The organism is Streptomyces sp. NPDC047886 (assembly GCF_043204435.1).
GTDB lineage: Bacteria > Actinomycetota > Actinomycetes > Streptomycetales > Streptomycetaceae > Streptomyces.
In genome coordinates this window covers 225,807-249,357 of the sequence record NZ_JBIDCF010000002.1, presented here as the reverse complement: position 1 = coordinate 249,357, position 23,551 = coordinate 225,807, and the positions used below count along the sequence as shown (strand labels likewise).

17 protein-coding genes are annotated in these 23,551 nt (G+C 73.0%); 10 read left to right on the top strand and 7 right to left on the bottom strand.

Translation table 11 applies throughout. The annotated features are described in order from the left end of the window. Window positions 1-1,005, bottom strand: coding sequence for an aldo/keto reductase (locus tag ACGF5U_RS06855; RefSeq protein ID WP_392710910.1), 1,005 nt, complete (start codon window positions 1,003-1,005; stop codon window positions 1-3). 74 nt (window positions 1,006-1,079) lie between these two features. On the opposite strand from ACGF5U_RS06855, the gene ACGF5U_RS06850 reads away from it, so the two are divergent. The 6 genes from ACGF5U_RS06850 (at window position 1,080) to serA (ending at window position 10,852) form a co-directional block, all read left to right on the top strand. After that, window positions 1,080-2,030, top strand: a complete 951-nt coding sequence (locus ACGF5U_RS06850; RefSeq protein WP_392710909.1) for a 2-hydroxyacid dehydrogenase — start codon at window positions 1,080-1,082, stop codon at window positions 2,028-2,030. Window positions 2,031-2,391: 361 nt separating this feature from the next. Next, window positions 2,392-5,226 carry a putative bifunctional diguanylate cyclase/phosphodiesterase gene (locus ACGF5U_RS06845; RefSeq protein WP_392710907.1) on the top strand — a complete coding sequence of 945 codons (2,835 nt, stop codon included), beginning with the start codon at window positions 2,392-2,394 and terminating at the stop codon, window positions 5,224-5,226. Window positions 5,227-5,443: 217 nt separating this feature from the next. Next, window positions 5,444-7,300, top strand: coding sequence for an acetolactate synthase large subunit (locus ACGF5U_RS06840; RefSeq protein ID WP_392710906.1), 1,857 nt, complete (start codon window positions 5,444-5,446; stop codon window positions 7,298-7,300). A 35-nt stretch (window positions 7,301-7,335) separates the two neighbouring features. Next, window positions 7,336-7,860, top strand: coding sequence for an acetolactate synthase small subunit (gene ilvN, locus ACGF5U_RS06835; protein WP_385412025.1), 525 nt, complete (start codon window positions 7,336-7,338; stop codon window positions 7,858-7,860). Between the two features lie 126 nt (window positions 7,861-7,986). Next, the gene (ilvC, locus tag ACGF5U_RS06830; protein ID WP_392710904.1) at window positions 7,987-8,988 is read left to right on the top strand and encodes a ketol-acid reductoisomerase; all 1,002 of its coding nucleotides are present in this window, start codon (window positions 7,987-7,989) and stop codon (window positions 8,986-8,988) included. 271 nt (window positions 8,989-9,259) lie between these two features. After that, window positions 9,260-10,852, top strand: coding sequence for a phosphoglycerate dehydrogenase (gene serA, locus ACGF5U_RS06825; RefSeq protein ID WP_392710902.1), 1,593 nt, complete (start codon window positions 9,260-9,262; stop codon window positions 10,850-10,852). Window positions 10,853-10,920: 68 nt separating this feature from the next. Here the strand turns inward: serA and ACGF5U_RS06820 are convergent, their stop codons facing one another. The 6 genes from ACGF5U_RS06820 to ACGF5U_RS06795 form a co-directional block, all read right to left on the bottom strand. Next, a complete protein-coding gene (locus ACGF5U_RS06820; RefSeq protein ID WP_392710901.1) occupies window positions 10,921-12,129 on the bottom strand; it encodes an MFS transporter in 1,209 nt (402 codons plus the stop codon). After that, window positions 12,126-12,806 carry an ATP-binding cassette domain-containing protein gene (locus ACGF5U_RS06815; protein WP_392710900.1) on the bottom strand — a complete coding sequence of 227 codons (681 nt, stop codon included), beginning with the start codon at window positions 12,804-12,806 and terminating at the stop codon, window positions 12,126-12,128. The genes ACGF5U_RS06820 and ACGF5U_RS06815 overlap by 4 nt, the downstream gene beginning before the upstream one ends. Beyond that, window positions 12,803-13,867 (bottom strand): ABC transporter ATP-binding protein, encoded by a 1,065-nt coding sequence (locus ACGF5U_RS06810; protein ID WP_392710898.1) that lies wholly within the window; start codon window positions 13,865-13,867, stop codon window positions 12,803-12,805. The genes ACGF5U_RS06815 and ACGF5U_RS06810 overlap by 4 nt, the downstream gene beginning before the upstream one ends. Further along, on the bottom strand, window positions 13,857-15,593 hold the full coding sequence (locus ACGF5U_RS06805) for an ABC transporter permease subunit (protein ID WP_392710897.1): 1,737 nt from the start codon (window positions 15,591-15,593) through the stop codon (window positions 13,857-13,859). The genes ACGF5U_RS06810 and ACGF5U_RS06805 overlap by 11 nt, the downstream gene beginning before the upstream one ends. Then, window positions 15,590-17,080 carry an ABC transporter substrate-binding protein gene (locus tag ACGF5U_RS06800; RefSeq protein WP_392710896.1) on the bottom strand — a complete coding sequence of 497 codons (1,491 nt, stop codon included), beginning with the start codon at window positions 17,078-17,080 and terminating at the stop codon, window positions 15,590-15,592. Before ACGF5U_RS06800 ends, ACGF5U_RS06805 begins: the two co-directional genes overlap by 4 nt. Before the next feature lie 306 nt (window positions 17,081-17,386). Beyond that, a complete protein-coding gene (locus ACGF5U_RS06795; protein WP_392710895.1) occupies window positions 17,387-18,679 on the bottom strand; it encodes a PucR family transcriptional regulator in 1,293 nt (430 codons plus the stop codon). A gap of 176 nt (window positions 18,680-18,855) precedes the next feature. Here ACGF5U_RS06795 and ACGF5U_RS06790 point away from each other — a divergent pair, with 176 nt between their 5' ends. From ACGF5U_RS06790 to ACGF5U_RS06775, 4 genes are all read left to right on the top strand, one after another. Continuing rightward, window positions 18,856-19,782, top strand: coding sequence for a proline dehydrogenase family protein (locus tag ACGF5U_RS06790; RefSeq protein ID WP_392710893.1), 927 nt, complete (start codon window positions 18,856-18,858; stop codon window positions 19,780-19,782). 35 nt (window positions 19,783-19,817) lie between these two features. Further along, a complete protein-coding gene (gene pruA, locus ACGF5U_RS06785) occupies window positions 19,818-21,449 on the top strand; it encodes an L-glutamate gamma-semialdehyde dehydrogenase (protein ID WP_392710892.1) in 1,632 nt (543 codons plus the stop codon). A 250-nt stretch (window positions 21,450-21,699) separates the two neighbouring features. Continuing rightward, a complete protein-coding gene (locus tag ACGF5U_RS06780) occupies window positions 21,700-22,767 on the top strand; it encodes a S1 family peptidase (protein ID WP_392710890.1) in 1,068 nt (355 codons plus the stop codon). A 74-nt stretch (window positions 22,768-22,841) separates the two neighbouring features. After that, the gene (locus tag ACGF5U_RS06775; protein WP_392710889.1) at window positions 22,842-23,387 is read left to right on the top strand and encodes a GNAT family N-acetyltransferase; all 546 of its coding nucleotides are present in this window, start codon (window positions 22,842-22,844) and stop codon (window positions 23,385-23,387) included. The last annotated feature ends 164 nt before the right edge of the window (window positions 23,388-23,551 follow it).

Sequence of the window (23,551 nt, the reverse complement as noted above, 5' to 3'; positions counted from 1 at the left end):
TCAGTCCCACGAGCCACGGGCCGGGGGCAGCGACGCGATCTCCGCGAGGTCCGCCCGCGTCAGCGCCAGCTCCGCCGCGCGGGCGTTCTCGACGGCCCACCGCTCCTGCTTCGTGCCCGGCACGGGCACCACGTGCCGGCCCCGGCGCAGCACCCACGCCAGGGCGACCTGCGCCGGGGTCACCCCGGCCGCCGCGCCGCCGTGGCGCTCGGCGACCCGGCGCAGTCCCGCGACCAGCGGCTGGTTCGCGGCCATCATCTCGGCCGTGAACCGGGGGTGCCGCGCCCGCAGGTCCTCCGGTTCGAATCCGCCGCCCGGCGTCAGCGTCCCGGTCAGGAAGCCGTTCCCGAGCGGCATCGCCGCCAGGAACCCCACGCCCCGCGACTCGCACCAGGGCAGCAGCGTCCGCAGCGCCTCCGGCGACCATACGGACAGCTCCGCCTGGACGGCGCTCACCGGGAAGACCTGCTGGACCCGCTCCAGTTGGCGGATCGTTCCGTCGAACAGACCCGCGCCCCGGCGTGAAGCCCGCGCGCCCACGGCGCACAACCCCAGCGCCCGCACCTTGCCCGCGGTCACCAGGTCCGCCATGGCGCCCCACGTCTCCTCGACGGGCACCTCGGGGTCGGCCCTGTGCAGCTGGTACAGGTCGATCACATCGGTCTGGAGCCTCCGCAGCGACGCGTCGCACGCCCTGCGCACATACCCGGGGCGCCCGTTGGCGACGATGTGGCCCTCGCCGACGAGCAGCCCGCACTTCGTGGAGACGAACGCCTCCGCCCGCCGCTCCCTCAACACCCGCCCCAGCAGCAGCTCGTTGGTGAACGGCCCGTACATGTCCGCCGTGTCCAGCAGCGTGACCCCGGCGTCGAGCGCGGCGTGCACGGCGCGCAGCGAGCGGTCGCCGCGCTGCCGCGAGGCGCTGTAGGCCCAGTTCATCGGCATACATCCGAGGCCGATCGCCCCCACTTCGAGCGCCGTCGCCCCGATTGTCCTGCGCTCCAACTCCCCGTACCCCTCCTCGTGCCGCTCCCCAAACTAACCAATGGCGACCCGGCCCCTTCGCATAGCCTCCTGCCATGACTGCAGACGTGTGGCTCCCCGTTCCGGCCGAGGAGATCGACGGGCTTCCCGAGCCCGCCGCGGCCGGCCTCGCTTACCGCTTCTGGGACGGCGGCGACGACTTCCCCGCCGACCCCGCCGATTGCGCCTTCTACGTCGTCCCGTACATGAAGGGCATGGAGATCGCGATCCGGCCGCTGGCCGCGATGCGCTCGCTGCGGGTGGTGCAGACCCTGTCGGCCGGCATCGACCACGTGACCCCCGGCCTCGGTGACGTGGCGCCCGGTGTGGCGCTGTGCAACGCCCGGGGCGTCCACGAGGCCAGTACGGCCGAGCTCACGCTCGCGCTGATCCTGGCGTCGCTGCGGGACATCCCCGGCTTCGTCCGCGGGCAGGACAGGGAGGAGTGGCGGGCCGGCTTCTACCCCGCGCTCGCCGACAGGTCCGTGCTGATCGTGGGGTACGGATCGATCGGCGCGGCCATCGAGGACCGGCTCGCGCCTTTCGAGTGCGCGCGGGTCACACGCGTCGCACGCTCCTCGCGTACCACCGAGCGCGGACCCGTGCGGGCGCTCGCGGATCTGCCCCACCTCCTGCCGGACGCCGATGTCGTCGTCCTGTCCACGCCCCTCACCGCCGACACCCAGCACCTCGTCGACGCCGAGTTCCTGTCCCGGATGAAGGACGGCGCCCTGCTCGTGAACGTCGCGCGCGGACCCGTCGTGGACACCAAGGCGCTCGTCGCCGAGGTGGAGAACGGGCGGATCAGGGCGGCGCTGGACGTCACCGACCCGGAGCCGCTGCCGCCGGGCCACCCCCTGTGGCACGCGCCCGGCGTGCTGATCACCCCCCATGTGGGCGGCTCGACCTCGGCCTTCATGCCGCGTGCGAAGCGGCTCATGGCCGACCAGGTGACCCGGTTCGCCGCCGGTGAACCGCTGCGGAACATCGTCCTCACCACCGGCTGACCACGCTTCGGAGCGATATGCCTGCACTGCGTGTCTATTACCATCTTGATCGTCACGGAGCGTATAAGACCCCTGTCCCTGAGTGACGATCCTGGTGTATCGTCCCGACCTGGGGGACGCGCCGGGCACGAGGGCGGCGCGGGGGAGCGACGTGATTGCCGATCAGAATCCGAGGGGGGCGACGGGCGATGCGCGGTCGACGGGTCAACAGCCGGACGCGGCGGGAGCGGTGGCGGCGACAGGAACACCGGCTGCGACCCCGCTCCGCGACGCGGCCGCGTCCGAGGCCGTCCGGCCGGACCGCCTCCGCGTCGCCGAGGCCGTACGCCCGGCCCGCCGAGGCGCCCGCGGAGGTCTTCCGATGAGCGCCCAGGGCATGATCATCGAGCGTGGTCCCGTCACCGGCGGCCCGGGGCCCGGCCGGCGCGGCGGGGCCGGCGGACTGCGCGGCCAGCTCCTCCTGGCCGGGATCTGCGCGGCGTACGCCGCCGGCGCACTCGTCGGCTGGGGCTCCGAGGAACTCGCGCTGATCATGGGTGACTTCGGGCTCAGCGCCGCCGCACTCGCCGCCGCCGTCTCCTGCTTCCTGTACGCGCGCGCGGACGGCAGCCGCTTCCGGCCGGCCTGGCTGCTGTTCGCCTTCTCCTCCACGATGGCGGCGGCCGGGAACGCGGTCTGGGGCTGGTACGAGGTCGTCCTCGACCGGCATGTGCCGAGCCCCTCCCTCGCCGACCTGTTCTTCCTGCTGTTCGCGCCGCCCGCGATCGTCGGACTGCTCGTCCTCGCCAAGCGCCCCGTCACCCGGGCCGGCTGGGTCTGCCTCGGCCTCGACGCCTGGCTCATCGGCGGCTCGCTGCTCACCCTCTCCTGGAGCCTCGCCCTCGCGCACACCGCGCACTTCCAGGGCGAGAGCGTCGCCAGGGCCGCCCTTGCACTGGCCTACCCGCTGCTCGACATCGTGCTCGTCAGCATGGTCCTCGCGCTGCACTTCCGGCGCACCCAGGGCAACCGCTCCGCCGTGCACACCGCGATCGCCGCACTCGCCCTGACCGTGCTGTGCGACGCCCTGTTCACCTCGCCGCTGCTCCGCGACAACTACCGCTCGGGACAGCTGCTGGACGCGGGCTGGTTCGCCGGGTCGCTCCTCCTGGCGTACGCCCCCTGGGGCGCGCGCCGCTTCATCGAGGCCGCCGTGCAGCCCCAACGCGGCACGCGGCCCGCCAGCCGCCCCATCGCCGGATCGCTCGCCGCCCTGACCCCCTACCTGGCGGCGGCGGTCTGCACCCTCGGCATCCTGTACAACGTCATCGAGGGCCGCCGAGTGGACCGCGTCGTCGTCTTCACCGGCTGTACGGTCGTGCTCGCCCTGGTCGTACGGCAGGGGATCATGCTCCTCGACAACATCGCCCTCACCCACGAGCTGGCCCAGAAGGAGAACCACTTCAGGTCGCTCGTGCAGAGCTCCAGCGATGTCATCATGATCGCCGCGCCCAACGGGGTGCTGCGCTACGTCAGCCCCGCCGCCTCCGGTGTGTACGGGCGGGACGCCGACGAGCTGATCGGCTCCGAGCTGGCCGGCCTCATCCACCCCGACGACCTCGGCGGCGTCGTCCACGAGGTGCGGCGGTTCCTGGCCGCTCCTCCGTCGGAGGAGCCCACGACCAGGATCGAGTGCCGCTTCAAGTCCGGCACCGGCGACTGGCTCAACGTGGAGTCCACGGTCAACCGCCACCAGGGCGGACTGATCTTCAACAGCCGGGACGTCACCGAGCGGGTCCGCCTCCAGGCCCAGCTGCAGCACAACGCCGAGCACGATCCGCTCACCGACCTTCCCAACCGGGCCCTGTTCACCCGCAGGGTCCGCCAGGCGCTCAGCGGCCGCAGGGCGGGCGACTCCGGCGCCGCCGTCCTCTTCATCGACCTCGACGGCTTCAAGGCCGTCAACGACCGCCTCGGCCACCAGGCGGGCGACGAACTGCTCATCCAGGCCGCCCACCGCCTCCAGGACTCCGTACGGGCCGGGGACACCGCCGCACGGCTCGGCGGCGACGAGTTCGCCGCGCTGATCCTCGGCGACGGCGGCCACGACAGGGCGGCCCGCGAGTTTCAGGTGCACGAGATCGCCGACCGGCTGCGGCTCACGCTCTCCCAGCCGTACCGCGTCGAGGGGAACGAGGTCCGGGTCGCCGCCTCCATCGGCGTCGCCTTCGCCGAGCCCGGCATCGGCGCCGGCGACCTCCTGCGCAACGCCGACCTCGCCATGTACCGCGCCAAGGCCGGCGGCAAGAACCGCGTCGAGCTGTACGCCCCGCAGATGCAGGCCGACGTCGTCCGCCGTACGGAGCTGGCCGGGCGGCTGCGCACCGCGCTCCACGACGGCGAGTTCGCCCTCCTCCATCAGCCGGTGGTGGACCTGACCACCGGCCGGATCAGCGCCGTCGCCGCACAGGCACGCTGGCGCTCCAGTCAGGGCATCCTGTTCACCCCGGCCGAGTTCATGCGGGTCGCCGACGACGGCGACCGCACCGCGGAGCTGGGGCGCTGGATGCTGGAGGAGGCCGTCAGGCAGGCCGCCGAACGCGCCCGCATCGGCCATGACGTCCCCGTATCGGTCCGGGTCCCGGCCCGCAGGCTCCTCGACAGGTCCATGCCCCTGGCCACCGTCGAGGCCCTCCTCACCCGGCACGGGCTGCCGTCCGGCGCGCTGATCATCGAGCTGGCCGACAGCGACCCGCGGATCTCCTTCGACGACCTGGAACAGCGCCTGGTGGCCCTGCGCAGGCTCGGTGTCCGGATCGCCCTCGACGGCTTCGGCAGCGGCTACGCCGCCATCAACGCGCTGCGCCGGCTGCCGCTCGACGTCCTCAAGCTCGACCGGGGCCTGGTCGAGGGCGTCGTGGAGTCCGCCCGGCTGCACAAGATCACCAGTGGCCTCCTGCGGATCGCCTGCGATCTGGGCATGCGCTCCGTGGCCGACGGCGTGGACGTACCGGAACAGGTTCTCGCCCTGCGCGCCATGGGGTGCACGCACGCCCAGGGCATGGCGTTCTCCGGGCCCCTGGACGAGTACCGGCTGCGGCGCGCCCTGGTCAGGGGCGATTTCCCGGTTCCCGGCGGAGTCGCCCTTTCGGTGCTCAGTGGCCGGTCCCTGCCCCCCATGCGCTCACATGGTGAGACGCCCGTCCCACCCACTTGACACTGACCCGGCGCCGGGGGGAGGGTCAGTGCCATGCGCACCCGAATTCTCGTACTTGGAAAGCGCGTCGGCTGAAGCACGGTCACGTCATGGCCCTGCAGACCCACACCGGCGCGCTCCCCTCGCTTGCCTCACGGCACGAGGGGTTTTTTGTTGCACTGGCACTTGTCACACCCGCCACACCACAACGCCGTACACCCTCAGCTTCGAGAAGAGAATGCCGATGACCGAGCAGGCCACCGGGGCCCACCACCCGCAGCCGCGGCCCCGTACCGGCGGACAGTCCGCCACCGTTGAGCACGTCACGGGCGCCCAGTCCCTCATTCGCTCTCTCGAGGAAGTCGGAGCCGAGACGGTGTTCGGCATCCCCGGCGGCGCCATCCTCCCCGCGTACGACCCGATGATGGACTCCCAGCGCGTCCGCCACGTCCTCGTCCGCCACGAGCAGGGCGCGGGCCACGCCGCGACCGGCTACGCGCAGGCCACCGGCAAGGTCGGTGTCTGCATGGCCACATCGGGCCCCGGCGCCACCAACCTGGTCACCCCGATCGCCGACGCGCACATGGACTCCGTGCCGCTCGTCGCCATCACCGGCCAGGTCGCGTCCAAGGCGATCGGCACCGACGCCTTCCAGGAGGCGGACATCTGCGGCATCACCATGCCGATCACCAAGCACAACTTCCTGGTCACCAAGGCCGAGGACATCCCGAGGACGATCGCCGAGGCGTTCCACATCGCCTCCACCGGCCGCCCCGGCCCGGTCCTGGTCGACATCGCCAAGGACGCCCTCCAGGCGCGCACCACGTTCAGCTGGCCGCCCCAGCAGGACCTGCCCGGCTACCGTCCGGTGACCAAGCCGCACGCCAAGCAGATCCGCGAGGCCGCCAAGCTGATCACCCAGGCCAAGCGGCCCGTCCTGTACGTCGGCGGCGGCGTCCTGAAGGCCGGCGCCACCGCCGAGCTGAAGGTGCTCGCCGAGCTGACGGGCGCCCCGGTCACCACCACGCTGATGGCGCTCGGCGCCTTCCCCGACAGCCACCCCCTGCACGTCGGCATGCCGGGCATGCACGGTGCGGTCACCGCCGTCACCGCCCTGCAGAAGGCCGACCTGATCGTGGCCCTCGGCGCCCGCTTCGACGACCGCGTCACCGGCAAGCTGGACAGCTTCGCCCCGTACGCCAAGATCATCCACGCGGACATCGACCCGGCGGAGATCGGCAAGAACCGCGCCGCCGACGTGCCGATCGTCGGTGACGCCCGCGAGGTCATCGCCGACCTGGTCCAGGCCGTCCAGGCCGAGCACACCGAGGGCAACACCGGCGACTACACCGCCTGGTGGAAGGACCTCAACCGCTGGCGCGAGACCTACCCGCTCGGCTACGACCAGCCCGAGGACGGCTCCCTCGCCCCGCAGCAGGTCATCCAGCGCATCGGCCAGCTCGCCCCCGCGGGGACGATCTTCGCGGCCGGTGTCGGCCAGCACCAGATGTGGGCCGCGCACTTCATCGACTACGAGCAGCCCGCCACCTGGCTGAACTCCGGTGGCGCCGGAACCATGGGGTACGCCGTGCCCGCCGCCATGGGCGCCAAGGCCGGCGCGCCGGACCGTACGGTCTGGGCCATCGACGGCGACGGCTGCTTCCAGATGACCAACCAGGAACTGGTCACCTGCGCCCTGAACAACATCCCGATCAAGGTCGCCATCATCAACAACGGCGCCCTCGGCATGGTCCGCCAGTGGCAGACCCTGTTCTACAACCAGCGCTACTCCAACACCGTCCTGCACTCCGGCCCGGAGGCGGACGGAAAGCAGCCGAGCGCGGGCACCCGTATCCCGGACTTCGTGAAGCTGTCCGAGGCCATGGGCTGCGTCGCGATGCGCTGCGAGCGCCCCGAGGACCTGGACAAGGTCATCGCGGAGGCGAACGCGATCAACGACCGCCCGGTCGTGATCGACTTCATCGTCCACGAGGACGCCCAGGTGTGGCCCATGGTCGCCGCAGGCACCTCCAACGACGAGGTCATGGCCGCCCGCGGGGTCCGCCCCGACTTCGGCGACGGCGAAGACGACTGAGGCCGCAGAGAGCTGCAGGAAGAGGTACGACGCACATGTCCAAGCACACGCTCTCCGTCCTGGTGGAGAACACGCCCGGCATCCTCGCCAGGATCGCCGCCCTGTTCTCCCGGCGCGGCTTCAACATCGACTCGCTCGCCGTCGGTGTCACCGAGCACCCCGACATCTCCCGCATCACCATCGTGGTCAATGTCGAGGACCTGCCGCTGGAGCAGGTGACCAAGCAGCTCAACAAGCTGGTCAACGTCCTGAAGATCGTCGAGCTCGAACCCAGCGCCGCGATCCAGCGCGAGCTCGTCCTGGTGAAGGTCCGCGCCGACAACGAGACCCGCTCCCAGATCGTCGAGATCGTCCAGCTCTTCCGCGCCAAGACCGTGGACGTCTCGCCCGAGGCCGTCACCATCGAGGCCACCGGTTCGACCGACAAGCTCGACGCGATGCTCAAGATGCTGGAGCAGTTCGGCATCAAGGAGCTCGTCCAGTCCGGGACGATCGCCATAGGGCGTGGTGCCCGGTCCATCACGGACCGGTCGCTGCGGGCCCTGGACCGTTCCGCGTAGCGGCACCGCCCCCGGCGCGGCACAGGTCGCACAGCGGCACCGTTCCGCATAGCGGGATCCTTCGACTTCCCCATCCCTCCCCGCCGTACGGTGGGACGCAACATCAGCACACCAAGGAGAAACCCAGTGGCCGAGCTGTTCTACGACGACGACGCCGACCTGTCCATCATCCAGGGCCGCAAGGTCGCGGTGATCGGTTACGGCAGCCAGGGCCACGCCCACGCGCTGTCGCTCCGCGACTCGGGTGTCGACGTCCGCGTCGGTCTGCACGAGGGCTCCAAGTCCAAGGCCAAGGCCGAGGAGCAGGGCCTGCGCGTGGTCACGCCCGCCGAGGCCGCCGCCGAGGCCGACGTGATCATGATCCTGGTTCCGGACCCGATCCAGGCCCAGGTGTACGAGGAGTCCATCAAGGAGCACCTGAAGGACGGCGACGCCCTCTTCTTCGGCCACGGCTTCAACATCCGGTACGGCTTCATCAAGCCCCCGGCCGGTGTCGACGTCGCCCTGGTCGCCCCGAAGGGCCCGGGCCACCTGGTCCGCCGCCAGTACGAGGAGGGCCGCGGCGTCCCGTGCATCGCGGCCGTCGAGCAGGACGCCACCGGCAACGCGTTCGCGCTGGCCCTGTCGTACGCCAAGGGCATCGGCGGCACCCGTGCCGGCGTCATCAAGACGACCTTCACCGAGGAGACCGAGACCGACCTGTTCGGTGAGCAGGCCGTGCTCTGCGGTGGCGCGTCGGCCCTCGTCAAGGCGGGCTTCGAGACCCTGACCGAGGCCGGCTACCAGCCGGAGATCGCCTACTTCGAGTGCCTCCACGAGCTGAAGCTGATCGTGGACCTGATGTACGAGGGCGGCCTGGAGAAGATGCGCTGGTCGGTCTCCGAGACCGCCGAGTGGGGCGACTACGTCACCGGGCCCCGCATCATCACCGACGCCACCAAGGCCGAGATGAAGAAGGTCCTCGCCGAGATCCAGGACGGCACGTTCGCCAAGAACTGGATGGACGAGTACCACGGCGGCCTGAAGAAGTACGACGAGTACAAGACGCAGGACTCCGAGCACCTGCTGGAGACCACGGGCAAGGAGCTGCGCAAGCTCATGAGCTGGGTCGACAACGACGAGGCGTGAGCCGTGACGCCGCGGGGCCGGGCACTGCGCCCGGCCCCGCGGCCGTTGTCCGGCGGGCCCGCGCGGCGCGCGCGCCCCTCCGTTGGACACGCGGTCCAACCCGGACGGGTGATCCTTCCTCCGAGGCGGAAAACCAGCCGCGCGCCACTACTACACTGCACAGGCATACGCGTCAGGCCCACAGCGTCGTGCGTCTTCCACGCGGCAAGCCCCCCTCCACCGCCTGCGGCCGTCGGGACGGCCGTCCGCACTGGACTTGTGAGGACCTCACGTGAGCTCGAAACCTGTCGTACTCATCGCTGAAGAGCTGTCGCCCGCCACCGTCGACGCGCTGGGCCCGGACTTCGAGATCCGGAACTGCAACGGCGCCGACCGCGCCGAGCTGCTGCCCGCCATCGCCGACGTGGACGCCATCCTGGTGCGCTCCGCCACCAAGGTCGACGCCGAGGCGATCGCCGCCGCCAAGAAGCTCAAGGTCGTCGCCCGCGCCGGCGTCGGTCTGGACAACGTCGACGTCTCCGCCGCCACCAAGGCCGGCGTGATGGTCGTGAACGCGCCGACCTCCAACATCGTCACCGCCGCCGAGCTCGCCTGCGGCCTGCTGATCGCCAGCGCGCGGAACATCCCGCAGGCCAACACCGCTCTCAAGAACGGCGAGTGGAAGCGCAGCAAGTACACGGGCGTCGAGCTCGCCGAGAAGACCCTCGGCGTCGTCGGTCTCGGCCGGATCGGCGCGCTCGTCGCGCAGCGCATGTCCGCGTTCGGCATGAAGGTCGTCGCGTACGACCCGTACGTGCAGCCCGCGCGTGCCGCGCAGATGGGCGTGAAGGTCCTGACGCTGGACGAGCTGCTCCAGGTCTCCGACTTCATCACCGTCCACCTGCCGAAGACCCCCGAGACGCTCGGTCTGATCGGTGACGAGGCGCTGCACAAGGTCAAGCCGACCGTGCGGATCGTCAACGCCGCGCGCGGCGGCATCGTGGACGAGGCGGCGCTGTACTCGGCCCTCAAGGAGGGCCGGGTCGCGGGCGCGGGTCTCGACGTGTACGCCAAGGAGCCGTGCACCGACTCCCCGCTGTTCGAGCTCGACGAGGTCGTCTGCACCCCGCACCTCGGCGCGTCCACGGACGAGGCGCAGGAGAAGGCCGGTATCGCCGTCGCCCGTTCGGTGCGGCTCGCGCTCGCCGGTGAGCTCGTTCCGGACGCCGTGAACGTGCAGGGCGGGGTCATCGCCGAGGACGTCAAGCCGGGGCTGCCGCTGGCCGAGCGTCTCGGCCGGATCTTCACCGCGCTCGCGGGCGAGGTCGCGGTCCGGCTCGACGTCGAGGTGTACGGCGAGATCACCCAGCACGACGTCAAGGTGCTGGAGCTGTCCGCGCTCAAGGGCGTCTTCGAGGACGTCGTCGACGAGACCGTGTCGTACGTCAACGCCCCGCTGTTCGCGCAGGAGCGCGGCGTCGAGGTACGGCTCACCACCAGCAGCGAGTCGCCCGACCACCGCAATGTGATCACCGTGCGCGGCACCCTCGGCGACGGCGAGGAGGTCGCGGTCTCCGGCACGCTCGTCGGCCCCAAGCACCTCCAGAAGCTGGTCGCCGTCGGCGACTACGACGTGGACCTCGCCCTCGCCGACCACATGGTCGTCCTGCGGTACGAGGACCGTCCCGGTGTCGTCGGCACCGTCGGCCGGATCCTCGGCGAGGCGGGCCTCAACATCGCCGGTATGCAGGTCTCCCGCGCGGAGGAGGGCGGCGAGGCGCTTGCCGTGCTGACGGTGGACGACACCATTCCGCCGACCGTCCTGACCGAGCTGGCCGAGGAGGTCGGCGCGACGTCGGCCCGCTCGGTCAACCTGGGCGACTGACCCGCCCCGCCACGACGACGTCGTACCGCACCCGGCCCGCAGGCTCCCTGCCGGCCGGGTGCGCCGTTTCAGCCGTCCGCGGCGTGCGTACGGCGGCGCCCGCCGTCCTTCGCCCGGCGTACCGGCGAGCGCCTTCCGGGGACCGCCGCCACCCCCGCGAGCGGTACGGCGGCCATGACCGGCCAGTACCAGGGCGAGTCCACCAGGGCGCCCGCCGGGGCGCCGCCGACCAGTACGGCGAGGCCCGCCAGCGAGGACAGGGCGCCCGTGTACAGGCCGAGCCGCCGGGCGTCCACCAGGTCCGGGAGCCACGCCCGTACGGCGGGCAGCACCAGCATCTGGCCCACCGACAGCAGGGTGACGAAGGCGACCGCCGCCCACAGGCCGTCCAGCGCGCGCAGGGCGCCCGCCGCCGGGAAGGCGGCCGCCACCAGCAGCAGGCCCGCCCTGGTCGACGCGGGCCAGGACAGCCGGGCACCGGTCCAGCGTTCCAGCGGCAGCTGGCCGGCGACCACGAGGGCCGACGACAGCGCGAACAGCCAGCCGAGCGCGGACTGCGAGCCCGTCGCCCGGTCGAGCTCAGCGGGCAGCGCCAGATAGAGCTGGTTGTAGGCCAGCAGATACGTGGCATAGGCGAAGGCCAGGGCGAGGAACCGGCGGTGGCGCAGCACCTGGAGCGTGCCGCCGCCGGACGGGCGGGCGGGCGGTGCGGGCCGCCGGTGCGGCATCAGGCGCCAGTGCCCGGCGAGGACGACCAGGAAGACGGCCGCTCCGGTCAGGCACGCCACCGGGAACCGGCCCTGCAGCAGCAGCGCGCCGAGGACCGGGCCGATCAGCGCGCCCGCCTGGCCCGCGGCCCCGAACCGGGCCAGGACGCGGGTGCGCGGGGTGCCGGTCGCCTCCTCCAGCCGTACCGCCTCGCGGGCGATCTCCGATTCGACGGCCGGCGAGAACAGGGCCGCCGCGAAGCCCACCAGCACCACCGCCCCGACGATCTCCCCCACCGCTTCGGCGACGGCGAGCCAGCAGAAGCCGGCCACCCGCAGCGCGCACCCCGTCAGCACCACGGGGCGCGGTCCGAACCGGTCGGTGAGCCCGCCGCCGACGACGAACAGGCCCTGCTGGCTGAAGGTGCGCAGTCCGAGGACCAGGCCGACCAGCCAGCCGCCCAGGCCGAGCGTGCCGCTCAGATGATCGGCGAGGTAGGGGAGCACCGCGAAGAACCCGATGTTGAACGTGAACTGGCTGCCGATGAGGAGCCGGGCGAGCGCGCTCATGAGACCCGTACGATCCGGCCGTCGCGCATCTCCGCCGTACGGTCGGCGAAGTGGCGGACGAGCGCCATGTCGTGGCAGATGAAGAGGTAGCCGAGGCCCAGGGTCTCCTGGAGGTCGGCGAGCAGGTTCAGCACCCCGGCGCGTACGGAGGGGTCGAGGGCCGACACCGGTTCGTCCAGGACGAGCAGGCGCGGCTCCCCGGCCAGGGCGCGGGCGATGCCGGCGCGCTGGCACTGGCCGCCGGACAGCTCGTACGGCAGCCGGTCGCCGAGCGCGGGGTCGAGCCCCACCATGGCCATCAGTTCGGCGACCCGGGCCGGACCGGCCGTCGTGTCCCAGCGGCCCTGGACCCGCAGGGGTTCGGCGATCGCGTGCCGGATCCGCTGCCGAGGGCTCAGCGACCCGTACGGGTCCTGGAAGACCGGCTGCATCGCGGGGCGCAGCGCCCGCAGTTCTCGTGCGGGGAGCCGGGTCAGTTCGACGCCGTCGAACCGGACCTCGCCGCCGTCGGGGCGGCGCAACCGGAGCACGGCGGCGGCCGTGGACGACTTGCCGCAGCCGGACGGGCCGACGAGGGCGAGGGTCTCGCCGCGGCTCAGCGTGAACGACACCCCGTCCACGGCCACGGTGTCCCCGTACCGTACGACCAGGTCGCGTACGTCGAGCAGCGGGGTCATCGTGTCTCCAGGAACAGTTCGGCCGTGGGGGAGGGGAGTTCGGTGGCGCGGTGGCAGGAGACCTCCCTGTCGTCCAGGGCGGTCGGCTCCGGTCGTTCCGCGCGGCACCGGTCGTCGGCCGACGGGCAGCGCGGCGCGAACGCGCAGCCCGGCGGGTGCAGGCCGGCGGCCGGCGGTGTCCCGCCGATCGCGGGCAGGCGGCGGCGCCGGCCGGCCGGGGAAGGACCGGCGGGCGTATTCGCGGGCGGGTGGGCGCGGGGACCGGCGGGCGGGCCGGCCGGCGGGTCCGCAGGAGGCAGGGAGGCGAGGAGGCCCGCCGTGTAGGGCGCCCGGGGGGCGCCGAAGACCTGTGCGACGGGGCCCGACTCGACGTGCCGGCCGGCATACACGACGTACACCCGGTCGGCGTGCCCGGCGACGCTCTCCAGGTCGTGGGTGACGAGGAGCAGCGCCGCGCCGGTCGCCTCCCGCTGTTCGCCGAGCAGCCGCAGCACCTGGGCGCGCCGGTCGGGGTCGAGCGCGGTGGTGGGCTCGTCGGCGATGACCAGCTCCGGTTCGTTCACCATCGCCATGGCGATGACGGCGCGCTGCCGCATCCCGCCGGACAGTTCGTGCGGGTGGGCGCGGGCCGTGGCGCCCGTGAGGCCGACCCGGTCCAGGGCGTCGGCGGCCCGGGCGTGCGCGTCCCGGCGCGACAGGCCGCGCACCGACCGTACGGCGGCGGCGAGCTGGTCGCCCACCGGGTGGACGGGGGACAGGGCGGACAGCGAGTCCTGGGGGACGAAGGCGATACGGCGGCCCCAGACGGTGCTGAGGAGCGACGGCTTCGCACCGACCAGTTCGGTCCCGTCGCGCAGGCGCGCGCTGCCGGTGACCGTCGCCTCGCGCGGGACCAGGCCCAGCAGCGCCCGCCCCGTCAGCGACTTGCCCGCGCCCGACTCGCCCACGAGGGCCAGCGCCTCGCCGTCGTGGACGTCGAAGGACAGCCCGCGCACGGCTGCGGCGCCGTCGAAGGAGATCCGGAGGTCGCGGAGGGAGAGCAGGGGTTCGTCACTGTGCACGGGACAGGGCCTTCCGGGGCCGGTGTGAGGAGCGGTACGCGGTGTACGAGGCCGTCGACACCGACAGCGCGGCGAGCGCGGCCAGCGCCACGGCCGGAGCGAGACCCGCCCACGGGGCGCGCTCCACGTACGCCCGCGACTCGTCGAGCAGCAGCCCCCATTCGGGCGCGGGCGGCCGCGCGCCCAGGCCCAGGAAGCCCAGCGAGGCCAGGGCCAGGGCGATCCCGGGCAGCCGGAGCACCGCGTGACGGGCGACGGGACCGGCGACCGACGGCAGGACGTGCCGGGTGAGGATCCAGGCCGGACCCGCGCCGATCGCCCGTTGGGCGAGGAGGAAGCCCGACGCCCGTACCTCCTGGACCAGCGCGGCCGCGTGCGCGGCGAGCGGCGGCCAGGAGACCAGCGCCACGGCGAGCGCCGCGCCGCCCGTGCCGGGTCCGGCCGCCGCGGCGACCAGGATGCCGACGATCACCGGCGGCAGGGCGTTGGCGATGTCCGACGTCCCGGCGGCCACCCGTGGGGCGAAGCCCAGCACCATGGCCACGGCGAAACCGAGCGCGCACACCGCGGCGGCCGTGCCGGCGGTCGCCGCCGCGCCGTGCCCGAGCCTGGCCAGCACGTCCCGGCCCAGGCCGTCGGTGCCGAGCGGGTGCGTGAGCGAGGGCGGCATGAGCCGGGCGGCGGTGTCCACCCCGTACGGGTCGCGCAGCAGGCCCCAGCCGATCACCGCCAGCAGGGCGGCGGCCAGCACCACCGGCACGGCCGGGCTCACCCGTACGGGGCGCGGCGGGGGCAGGGTCAGCGCCGCGTCCCGCAGGCCGGGGCCGAGCAGCAGCCGGCGGCCGAGCGCCGCCAGGCCGCCGACCGTCAGGCCGAGCGCGAGCAGCGCCAGCACCGCCCCCTGGAGCAGCGGCAGGTCCTGTGACGTGGCCGCGCCCAGCGCCGTACGGCCGATACCGGGCACCGCGAAGATCGTCTCGACGGCGACGGCGCCACCGGTGAGGCCGACGACGACCATGCCGAACTGCGGGACGAGCGGCGGGGTCACGCGGCGCAGCGCGGCGCACGCGATCCGCGCCCGGGAGACGCCGGCGCCGCGCCAGAGCTCCACCCACCGTTCGTCGAGTACGGCGGGCAGGGCGTCTGCGGCGAGCCGGCCGAGCAGGCCACCGGCGGGGACGCCCAGCGCGACGGCGGGCAGCACCAGATGGGCGGGGCCCTGCCAGCCCGCGGTCGGGAGCGCGCCCAGCCAGACGCCGAACACGATCAACAGCAGGGTGGCGAGCAGGAATTCGGGCAGCGCGGCGAGCACGGCGGCGACCGCGCCGGACGTGCCGCGTCCCCGCACCAGCACGGGGACGACCAGCGCGGCGGCGACCGGCAGGGCCACGGCCAGCGCGGCGCCCATCAGCCCCAGCGACACCTGGAGCCCGGCGACGACGGACGGCAGCACGTCGGTGCCGGACACCCACGAGGTGCCGAGGTCGCCCCGGACGAGGCCGCCCGCCCAGCCGGACAGCAGGGCGAGCGGGCCCGCGTCGAGCCCCAGGTCGGCGCGGATCGCGGCGAGCGCCTCCCCGGTGGCCTCCTGCTCGGCCGACCTGGCCCGCAGCACGGTGAGCGCCGGGTCGCGGCCGGAGAGCCAGGGCAGCAGCCCGACGGCCGCGAGGACGATGGTCAGGGCGGCGGCGCGGATACCGCCCGCCCTCAGTCCGGCCTCGCTCACTTCACGTAGGTGTCGGTGGTGACCAGCAGCCGCTCGCGCGAGTCGTGCGCCGCACCGACGACCCCGGCCGCGTCGCCCTGGATCACGCGCTCGTGGAGCATCGGCACGGCGGCGTCGGTGGCGAGCACGGCGGCCTCGCCCTCGACGACCGCCGCGCGGCGGGCGTCGCCGGTCGCGGTGGCGGCGGCCTTCCGCAGGGCCTTGTCGACGGCCGGGTCGGCGAGCCGGGAGAGGTTGAAGGAGCCCTTCGACGCGAAGTCGCTGTACAGGTACGCGACGGGGTCGCCGGAGTCCAGGACCGTGGCCCGGGACAGGATGAACGCGTCGAAGGCCCCGGCCATCGCGTCGGACTCGATGGCGGCGTACTCGCGTATGTCCAGCTTCACCGTGAACCCGGCCTTCTTCAGCTGCTGCTGGAGCGCCTGCGCGACCTCGGGCAGCTCGGCGCGGTCGGTGTAGGTGCCGATGGTGACGGTCGCGCCCTTCGGGTCGCCGGCGGGGGCGGGCGTACGGGGGGCGCGCAGGCCGTCGGCCCAGCGGATGGCGGGCCCGAGGAGGCCCTTCGCGACATCGGCCCGGCCCTCGTACACGCCCTTCACGATGGACTCGGCGTCGACGGCCTGCCGGGCGGCGGCCCGCAGCTCCGGGTCCTTGAACGCGCCCTTCCCGGTGTTGAGGTAGAGGGTGTTGGTGCGCGGCATGGGGACCTCGGTGATGAGGTCCTGGTCGAGGAGGGCGGCCTGCGAGACCGGTATCGCCTCGACGATGTCGGCCTCGCCGCTGCGCAGGGCGGCGGCGCGCGCGGTGCCGTCCGGGACGAACGTCACGTCGATGCCGGGCGCCTTGGCCTTCTCACCCCAGTAGCCGTCGTAGCGGTCGAGGGACGCGGACGAGGTGCCGTCGACCCTGGTGAGCCGGAACGGGCCGGTGCCCGTGCCGACCGGGTCCACCGTCTTCCCCCGGTACGCCTTCGCGGACAGGATCGACAGCTGCGGCGAGCTGAGGCGCTGGGGGACGAGCGGGTCGTCGGTCGCGGTGGTGACCGTGACGGTGCGGCCGGCCGCCTTCACGGTGAGGTCGACGCCGTCGAGGATGCGCGGCTTGGGGGACGCGGTGGCGGCGCGGGTAAGGGACCGCTCGACGTCGGCGGCGGTGAGCGGGGTGCCGTCGTGGAAGGTGACGCCGTCGCGGACGGTGAACGTCCAGGAGGTGCCGTTCTGCTTCCAGCCGGTGGCGAGCGCTGGCCGGGCGTCGCCGTCGGTGTCGAGGACCACCAGGGTCTCGGCGGTGGACCAGCGGGACAGCTTGAACGCGTCGTCGGAGAGCGGCGAGAGCCCGGAGCGCGGCGGGTTCATCATCGCCACGCGGATGCGCTTGCCGGCCCCCGTGTCCGTCGCGCCCCCACTGGCCGCGAAGCAGCCGGTGAGCAGGACGGACGCCGATACCAGGGCGGTGGCGGAGAGAAGACGGGCAGGCAGGCGGCGCACGGGAGCACCCTTCCGGGCGGGGGAGAGCGGGACAGCCGAGACCGTAGCATGATGATTATCGTTTTCAACAACTTACGGGTGAAGGGTCACGGCTCGTCGCCATCCGGTCGCGGAGCGCCAGGATTGCGGGGTATGCGGAGGGCCTCAGAAGCGGGGAGGGGTGTGCGGAGGCGTCTCGGAGGCGGGGAGGGGTGTGCGGAGGCGCCGAGGGGGCGGAGGCGCGGGCGCGTAGAGGTGTGGGAGGCACGGAGGCGGGCCGGGGGCGGAGAAACGTCCCCGCCGGGCCTGCTTCGGGGCGGCGGGCCGTCAGAGGCGGTGCGCCTTCAGCGCCATGTGCAGCAGCAGGCGGTCCTCGCCGTCGTCCAGATCGAGGCCGGTGAGCTGCTCCACGCGGGAGAGGCGGTAGTAGAGCGTCTGGCGGTGGATGCCCAGGGCCGCCGCCGTACGTCCCGCCTGGCCCGCGCAGTCGAGGAACGTCTCGGCGGTGCGCACCAGTTCGGCGTGGCCGGGGGCGAGCAGCGGGCGGACCGCCGGATCGTCGCCCGGCGCCACCGGCAGGGCGGTGAGCAGCCGGTACGGGCCGATGCCCGACCACTGGGCGACCGGGCCGAGCAGGGGCCGCGCGCGGGCGGCGCGGGCGGCGGACGCGGCCTCGTGCCACGCCTCGGACAGCTGCGCCAGGCCCCGCCGGGCGTCGGCGACACCGGCCGCGGCGCCCGCCCCGGCCAGGTCCCGGAGCCGGGCGCCGGCCGTCAGGGCGGGGGAGGCGGCGTCGGCCGAGCGGAGCCGGACGAGGGCGGCGAGCGCGTACCCGGCGGGTTCGTCGCCGTCGTCGCCGTCGGCGCCCCCGCGTCGCGGTGCCGTGCCCGGGGGTGCCGTGCCCCCGCGCCCGTCGCCCCGCCCGCGCCCGTCGCCCCGCCCGTGCCCGCGTCCGTCGCCGGGGCGGTTCCCGGGGGCCCCTCCCGCGCCCGCCTCCCACGGCACCGTGCACAGCGCGGCCGCGCCCGGGGCCGTACGCACCGACGGGCTGTCGTCGTCCGGCCAGGGGGCGACGCACACCAGCGCGTGCAGCCCGTCGGCCCCCGGGCCGAGCGCCGTGCGCAGGGCGGCCAGCGCCATGTCGTACTGCCAGCCGGGCCCGGCAGTGAGCGCCGCGCGCAGCTCCCGCGACAGGTCGGCGCCCGCACGCTCCTCGTCCGCCAGCAGCGTGCCGATCCGGGACGCGACCTCCATGGCGGCGGCCAGCCGGGCCTGCGGGGGGCCCGGCTCGGCGTCCAGCAGCCAGACGTACCCGAGGACGACGCCCCGGTGCCGCACGGGCAGGCAGATCCGGGACCGGAAGACGCCCGCCTCCGGCGCGGCGGGGATCCGGACGGGGCCGGTCGCGCGGGCGATGCCGAACCCCTCGAACCAGGCGCGCACCGCCGGCGTGGACTTCCTCGTGAGGATCGAGCGCGTCCGCACGGGGTCCATGACCGTGGCGTCGTCGCTGTCGTGGGCGCCGAAGGCGATCAGGCCGAAATCCCGGTTCTCCAGGGTCGCCGGAGCGCCCAGCAGCGCCGAGATCTCGTCCACCAGCTCTTGGTAATCGCCCTTCACCCCCGCATTCTCCCACCCCTTCAGACAGATGTCTGAGGCGCGGGACACGGATGCGTGACAGCTGTCGATGGCCGACCCCGGGAGCGATCCTTAGGTTTCACGGTGGTTCTCCGTGCCGTTCCCGATCCGTTCGGTTTCGGCCTTTTCCCTCGACACCTGTTCCGTGGAGGTGCCCCGTGCTGGGACCCCTGATCCTCGCCGCGTCGCGCAGCGACAAGATGCGCCGCCTCGTGTCGGCGGCCCCGGTGACCAAGCCGGTCGTGAACCGTTTCATCCCCGGCGAGACGGTGGATCAGGTCGTTCCGATCGTCGTCGACCTCACCGGCAAGGGCCTGGAAGTCACACTCGACGTCGTCGGCGAGGACATCACCACCCGCGAGCAGGCCCACGCCGCCCGCGACGCGTACCTGGAGCTGATCGAGCACCTGGAGCGCCTCGGCCTCGGCACGAAGGCCGAGATGTCGGTCAAGCTGTCGATGTTCGGCCAGTCCCTGGAGGGCGGCCACGAGCTGGCGCTCGCCAATGTGCGCTGGGTCGTGGAGGCGGCCGCCGCGATCGGCACCACGGTCACCCTGGACGCCGAGGACCACACCACCCTCGACTCGATGTTCGCCATCCACGAGGAGCTGCGGAAGGACTTCCCGCAGACCGGCTGCGTCATCCAGGCGTACCTGTTCCGCACCGAGGACGACGCCCGCCGCCTGGCGGCGAACGGCAGCCGCGTCCGTATCGTGAAGGGCGCCTACAAGGAGCCCGCCTCCGTCGCGTACCAGGACAAGGCCGAGATCGACAAGGCGTACGTCCGCGTCCTGAGGATCCTCATGGAGGGCGAGGGCTATCCGATGATCGGGTCCCACGACCCGAGGCTCATCGCCATCACCCAGGAGCTCGCCCGGCGCGCGGGGCGCAAACTGGATGAGTACGAGTTCCAGATGCTGTACGGCATCCGCAGCGACGAGCACGTCCGGCTGGCCGCCGAGGGGCACCGGATGCGCGTCTACACGGCGTACGGCACCGACTGGTACGGCTACTTCATGCGCCGCCTGGCGGAGAAGCCGGCCAACCTGCTGTTCTTCCTCCGCTCGATGATCACCAAGGGCTGAGCCCTCCACCCCTCTCATAAGGAGTTACGGAACTCATGGACGCTGTGACCCAGGTCCCCGCCCCGGTCAACGAGCCGGTGCACGGCTACGCCCCCGGTTCGCCGGAGCGCGCGCGCCTCGAGGCCAAGCTCAAGGAGCTGGCCGAGAACCCCATCGACCTCCCGATGACCATCAACGGCGTCAAGCGCATGGGCGGCGGCGAGCGGGTGAACGTCGTCCAGCCGCACAACCACGGGGCCGTCATCGGCACCTTCGCGGGCGCCACGGAGCAGGACGCCCGGGACGCCGTCGACGCCGCACTCGCCGCCGCCCCGGCGTGGCGTGCGATGTCCTTCGACGACCGCGCCGCGATCATCCTGCGCGCCGCCGAGCTGCTGGCCGGCCCCTGGCGCGAGACGCTGGCCGCCTCCACCATGCTCGGCCAGTCGAAGACCGCCCAGCAGGCCGAGATCGACACCCCGTGCGAGCTCGTCGACTTCTGGCGCTTCAACGTCAAGTACGCCCGCGACCTGCTCGCCGAGCAGCCCCCGGCGAACTCGCCCGGCGTGTGGAACCGCCTCGACCACCGCCCGCTGGAGGGCTTCGTCTACGCGATCACGCCGTTCAACTTCACGGCCATCGCCGGCAACCTGCCCACCGCGCCCGCGCTGATGGGCAACGTGGTCGTCTGGAAGCCGTCGCCGACGCAGACCCACTCCGCCGTGCTGCTCATGGAGCTGCTGGAGGAGGCCGGCCTGCCGAAGGGCGTCATCAACCTGGTGACGGGCGACGGCATCGCCGTCTCCGAGGTGGCCCTGAACCACCCGATGCTGGCGGGCATCCACTTCACCGGCTCGACCAGGACCTTCCAGCACCTGTGGAAGACGGTCGGCAACAACATCGAGAAGTACCGCTCCTACCCGCGGATCGTCGGCGAGACGGGCGGCAAGGACTTCGTCGTGGCGCACCCGAGCGCCGACCGCGCGGTCCTGAAGACGGCGCTGACCCGTGGCTCCTTCGAGTTCCAGGGGCAGAAGTGCTCGGCGTCCTCGCGCGCGTACATCCCGGCCTCGATCTGGAACTCCGGCTTCAAGGAGGAGTTCGCGACGGAGGTCGACGGCATCAGGATGGGTGACGTCACCGACCTGTCGAACTTCATCGGCGCGGTCATCGACGAGCGGGCGTTCGCCAAGAACAAGGCGGCGATCGACCGGGCGAAGCAGGACCCGTCGTGCACGATCGTCGCGGGCGGCACGTACGACGACTCGGTGGGCTACTTCGTCCGCCCGACGGTCATCGAGTGCTCGGACCCCGAGAACGAGGTCTTCACGACGGAGTACTTCGGCCCGATCCTCGCGGTGCACGTGTACGAGGACGACCAGTACGACGCGATGCTGGAGCAGATGGAGTCGGTGTCGGCGTACGCGCTGACCGGCTCGGTCATCGCGGGTGACCGTGCCGCCGCCGCGTACACGATGGAGAAGCTGCGGTACGCCGCGGGCAACTTCTACATCAACGACAAGTCGACCGGCGCCGTCGTCGGCCAGCAGCCCTTCGGCGGCGGCCGCGCCTCGGGTACCAACGACAAGGCGGGCGCCCCGCAGAACCTGATGCGCTGGACGCTGACCCGTTCGATCAAGGAGACGCTGGTCCCGCCGACCGAGTACGGCTACCCGCACATGGGCTGACGCCCGCGCGGCCGTACGGCCGCCCCGGCCCGTTGCCCGCCCCGGCCCGCACGGGCCACCTGGCCCGTACGGCCGCCCCGGCCCGTACGGGCCGGCTCCCGGCACCGCCCCCCTCCGGCCTCCTCGCCGGTCGGGGGCGGTTCTCATGACGGCGCCGCCGCGCCCCGGCACTCTTGTGCTCATGAAGTGGTCATGCCAAGTTTCTTCGTCGGTACGTCCCCACCCGTCACCGACGAAGGAGACCCCCCGCATGAGACGCACCACCCGTGCGCGCATAGGTCTGTCCGCCCTGCTCGTCGCCGCCTCGCTCGGCATCGGCGCCACCCCCGCCGGAGCGGCGGACGCCCGGGACGCGGAAGCCGCGACCGCGTTGTCCGCGAACGTCTACGCCCTCGACGCCGCCGTCGAGCGCGAACTCGGCGCCGACAGCGCCGGCACCTACCTCGACGCCGAGACCGGCTCGCTCGTCGTCACCGTCACCAGCGAGGCGGCCGCCGAGCGCGTCCGCGCCGCCGGGGCGACCCCCCGGCGCGTCCAGCGCAGCGCCGCCCAGCTGGACGCCGCCATGGCCACCCTGGAGGCCGAGGCGAAGATCACCGGCACCTCCTGGGGCCTGGACCCGCGCACCAACCAGATCGCCGTGGAGGCCGACCAGTCCGTCTCCGCCCGCGACATGGCGAAGCTGCGCAAGGTCGCGGCCTCGCTCGACGGCGCGGTGCGCGTCAGCCGCGTACCGGGCGTCTTCCAGCGCGAGGTCGCGGGCGGCGACGCCATCTACGGCGGCGGGTCGCGCTGTTCGGCCGCCTTCAACGTCACCAAGAACGGCGTCCGGTACTTCCTGACGGCCGGGCACTGCACCAACATCTCATCGACCTGGTCGGCCACCTCCGGCGGCGCCTCCATCGGCGTGCGCGAGGGCACCAGCTTCCCGACCAACGACTACGGCATCGTCCGCTACACCACCAGCGACAACACGGGCGGCCGGGTCAACCTCTACACCGGCAGCTACCAGGACATCGCCTCGGCCGCCGACGCGGTCGTCGGCCAGTCCATCAACAAGAGCGGCTCCACCACCAGGGTGACCAGCGGCCGGGTCACCGCCGTGAACGTCACGGTCAACTACAGCAGCGGCCCGGTCTACGGCATGGTCCGTACGACGGCGTGCTCGGCCGGCGGTGACAGCGGCGGCGCCCACTTCCTGGGCTCGGTCGCGCTCGGCATCCACTCGGGCAGCTCCGGCTGCACCGGCACCGAGGGCTCGGCCATCCACCAGCCGGTACGGGAGGCGCTCGCCGCGTACGGCGTCGCCGTGTACTGAGCCGGTGGTCCGCCCGTACCCGGTCCGGCCGAATCCGGTACCCGGTACGGGCGGTCCCTGCCACAGTGGGCGGTATGACCGATCGTCTGCGTACCGCCCACACCTATGAGTTGACCCCCGCCATACTCCGGCGGATCCGCGCCTCCCTTGAAGCCGCCTTCGACGGGGACTTCGGCGACACGGACTGGGAGCACGGTCTCGGCGGCATCCACGCCTTCGTCGAGGACGACGACGGCGTCGCGGCCCACGGCAGCGTCATCATGCGCCGGGTCGTGCACGCGGGCCACGCCCACCGCGTCGGCTACGTCGAGGCCGTGGGCGTCCGTCCGGACCGCCGCCGCCAGGGCCTGGGCGGCCGCGTGATGGCGGCGCTGGAGGAAGTCGTCGACGGCGCCTACGACTTCGGCGCCCTGTCCGCGTCCGACGAGGGGGCGGCGCTGTACCGTTCGCGCGGCTGGCAGCTGTGGAACGGGCGCGTCGAGGGGTACGGCCCTGCGGGCACGCTGCACCTGCCGGACGAGGAGGACTGCACCTTCCTGCGCCCCGCGGCCGGGCGGCCGCTGCCCCGCGCCGAAGCCGGCGCCCTGCGCTTCGACTGGCGGGACGGGGATCTGCTGTGACGCCGCCGGCCCGCGGGGCCATCGTCGCGCGGTGACTCTGCGCGAACCTCGGGCCAACGTCCCGTCTCAGATAGTAGGAAGTCCGAGTAATTGTGGAGACAGAGCGGTCCGGCTCGCTTAGCTTTGTAGAAGCCGAACGTCCCGCTCGATCGAGCGAATGGCGG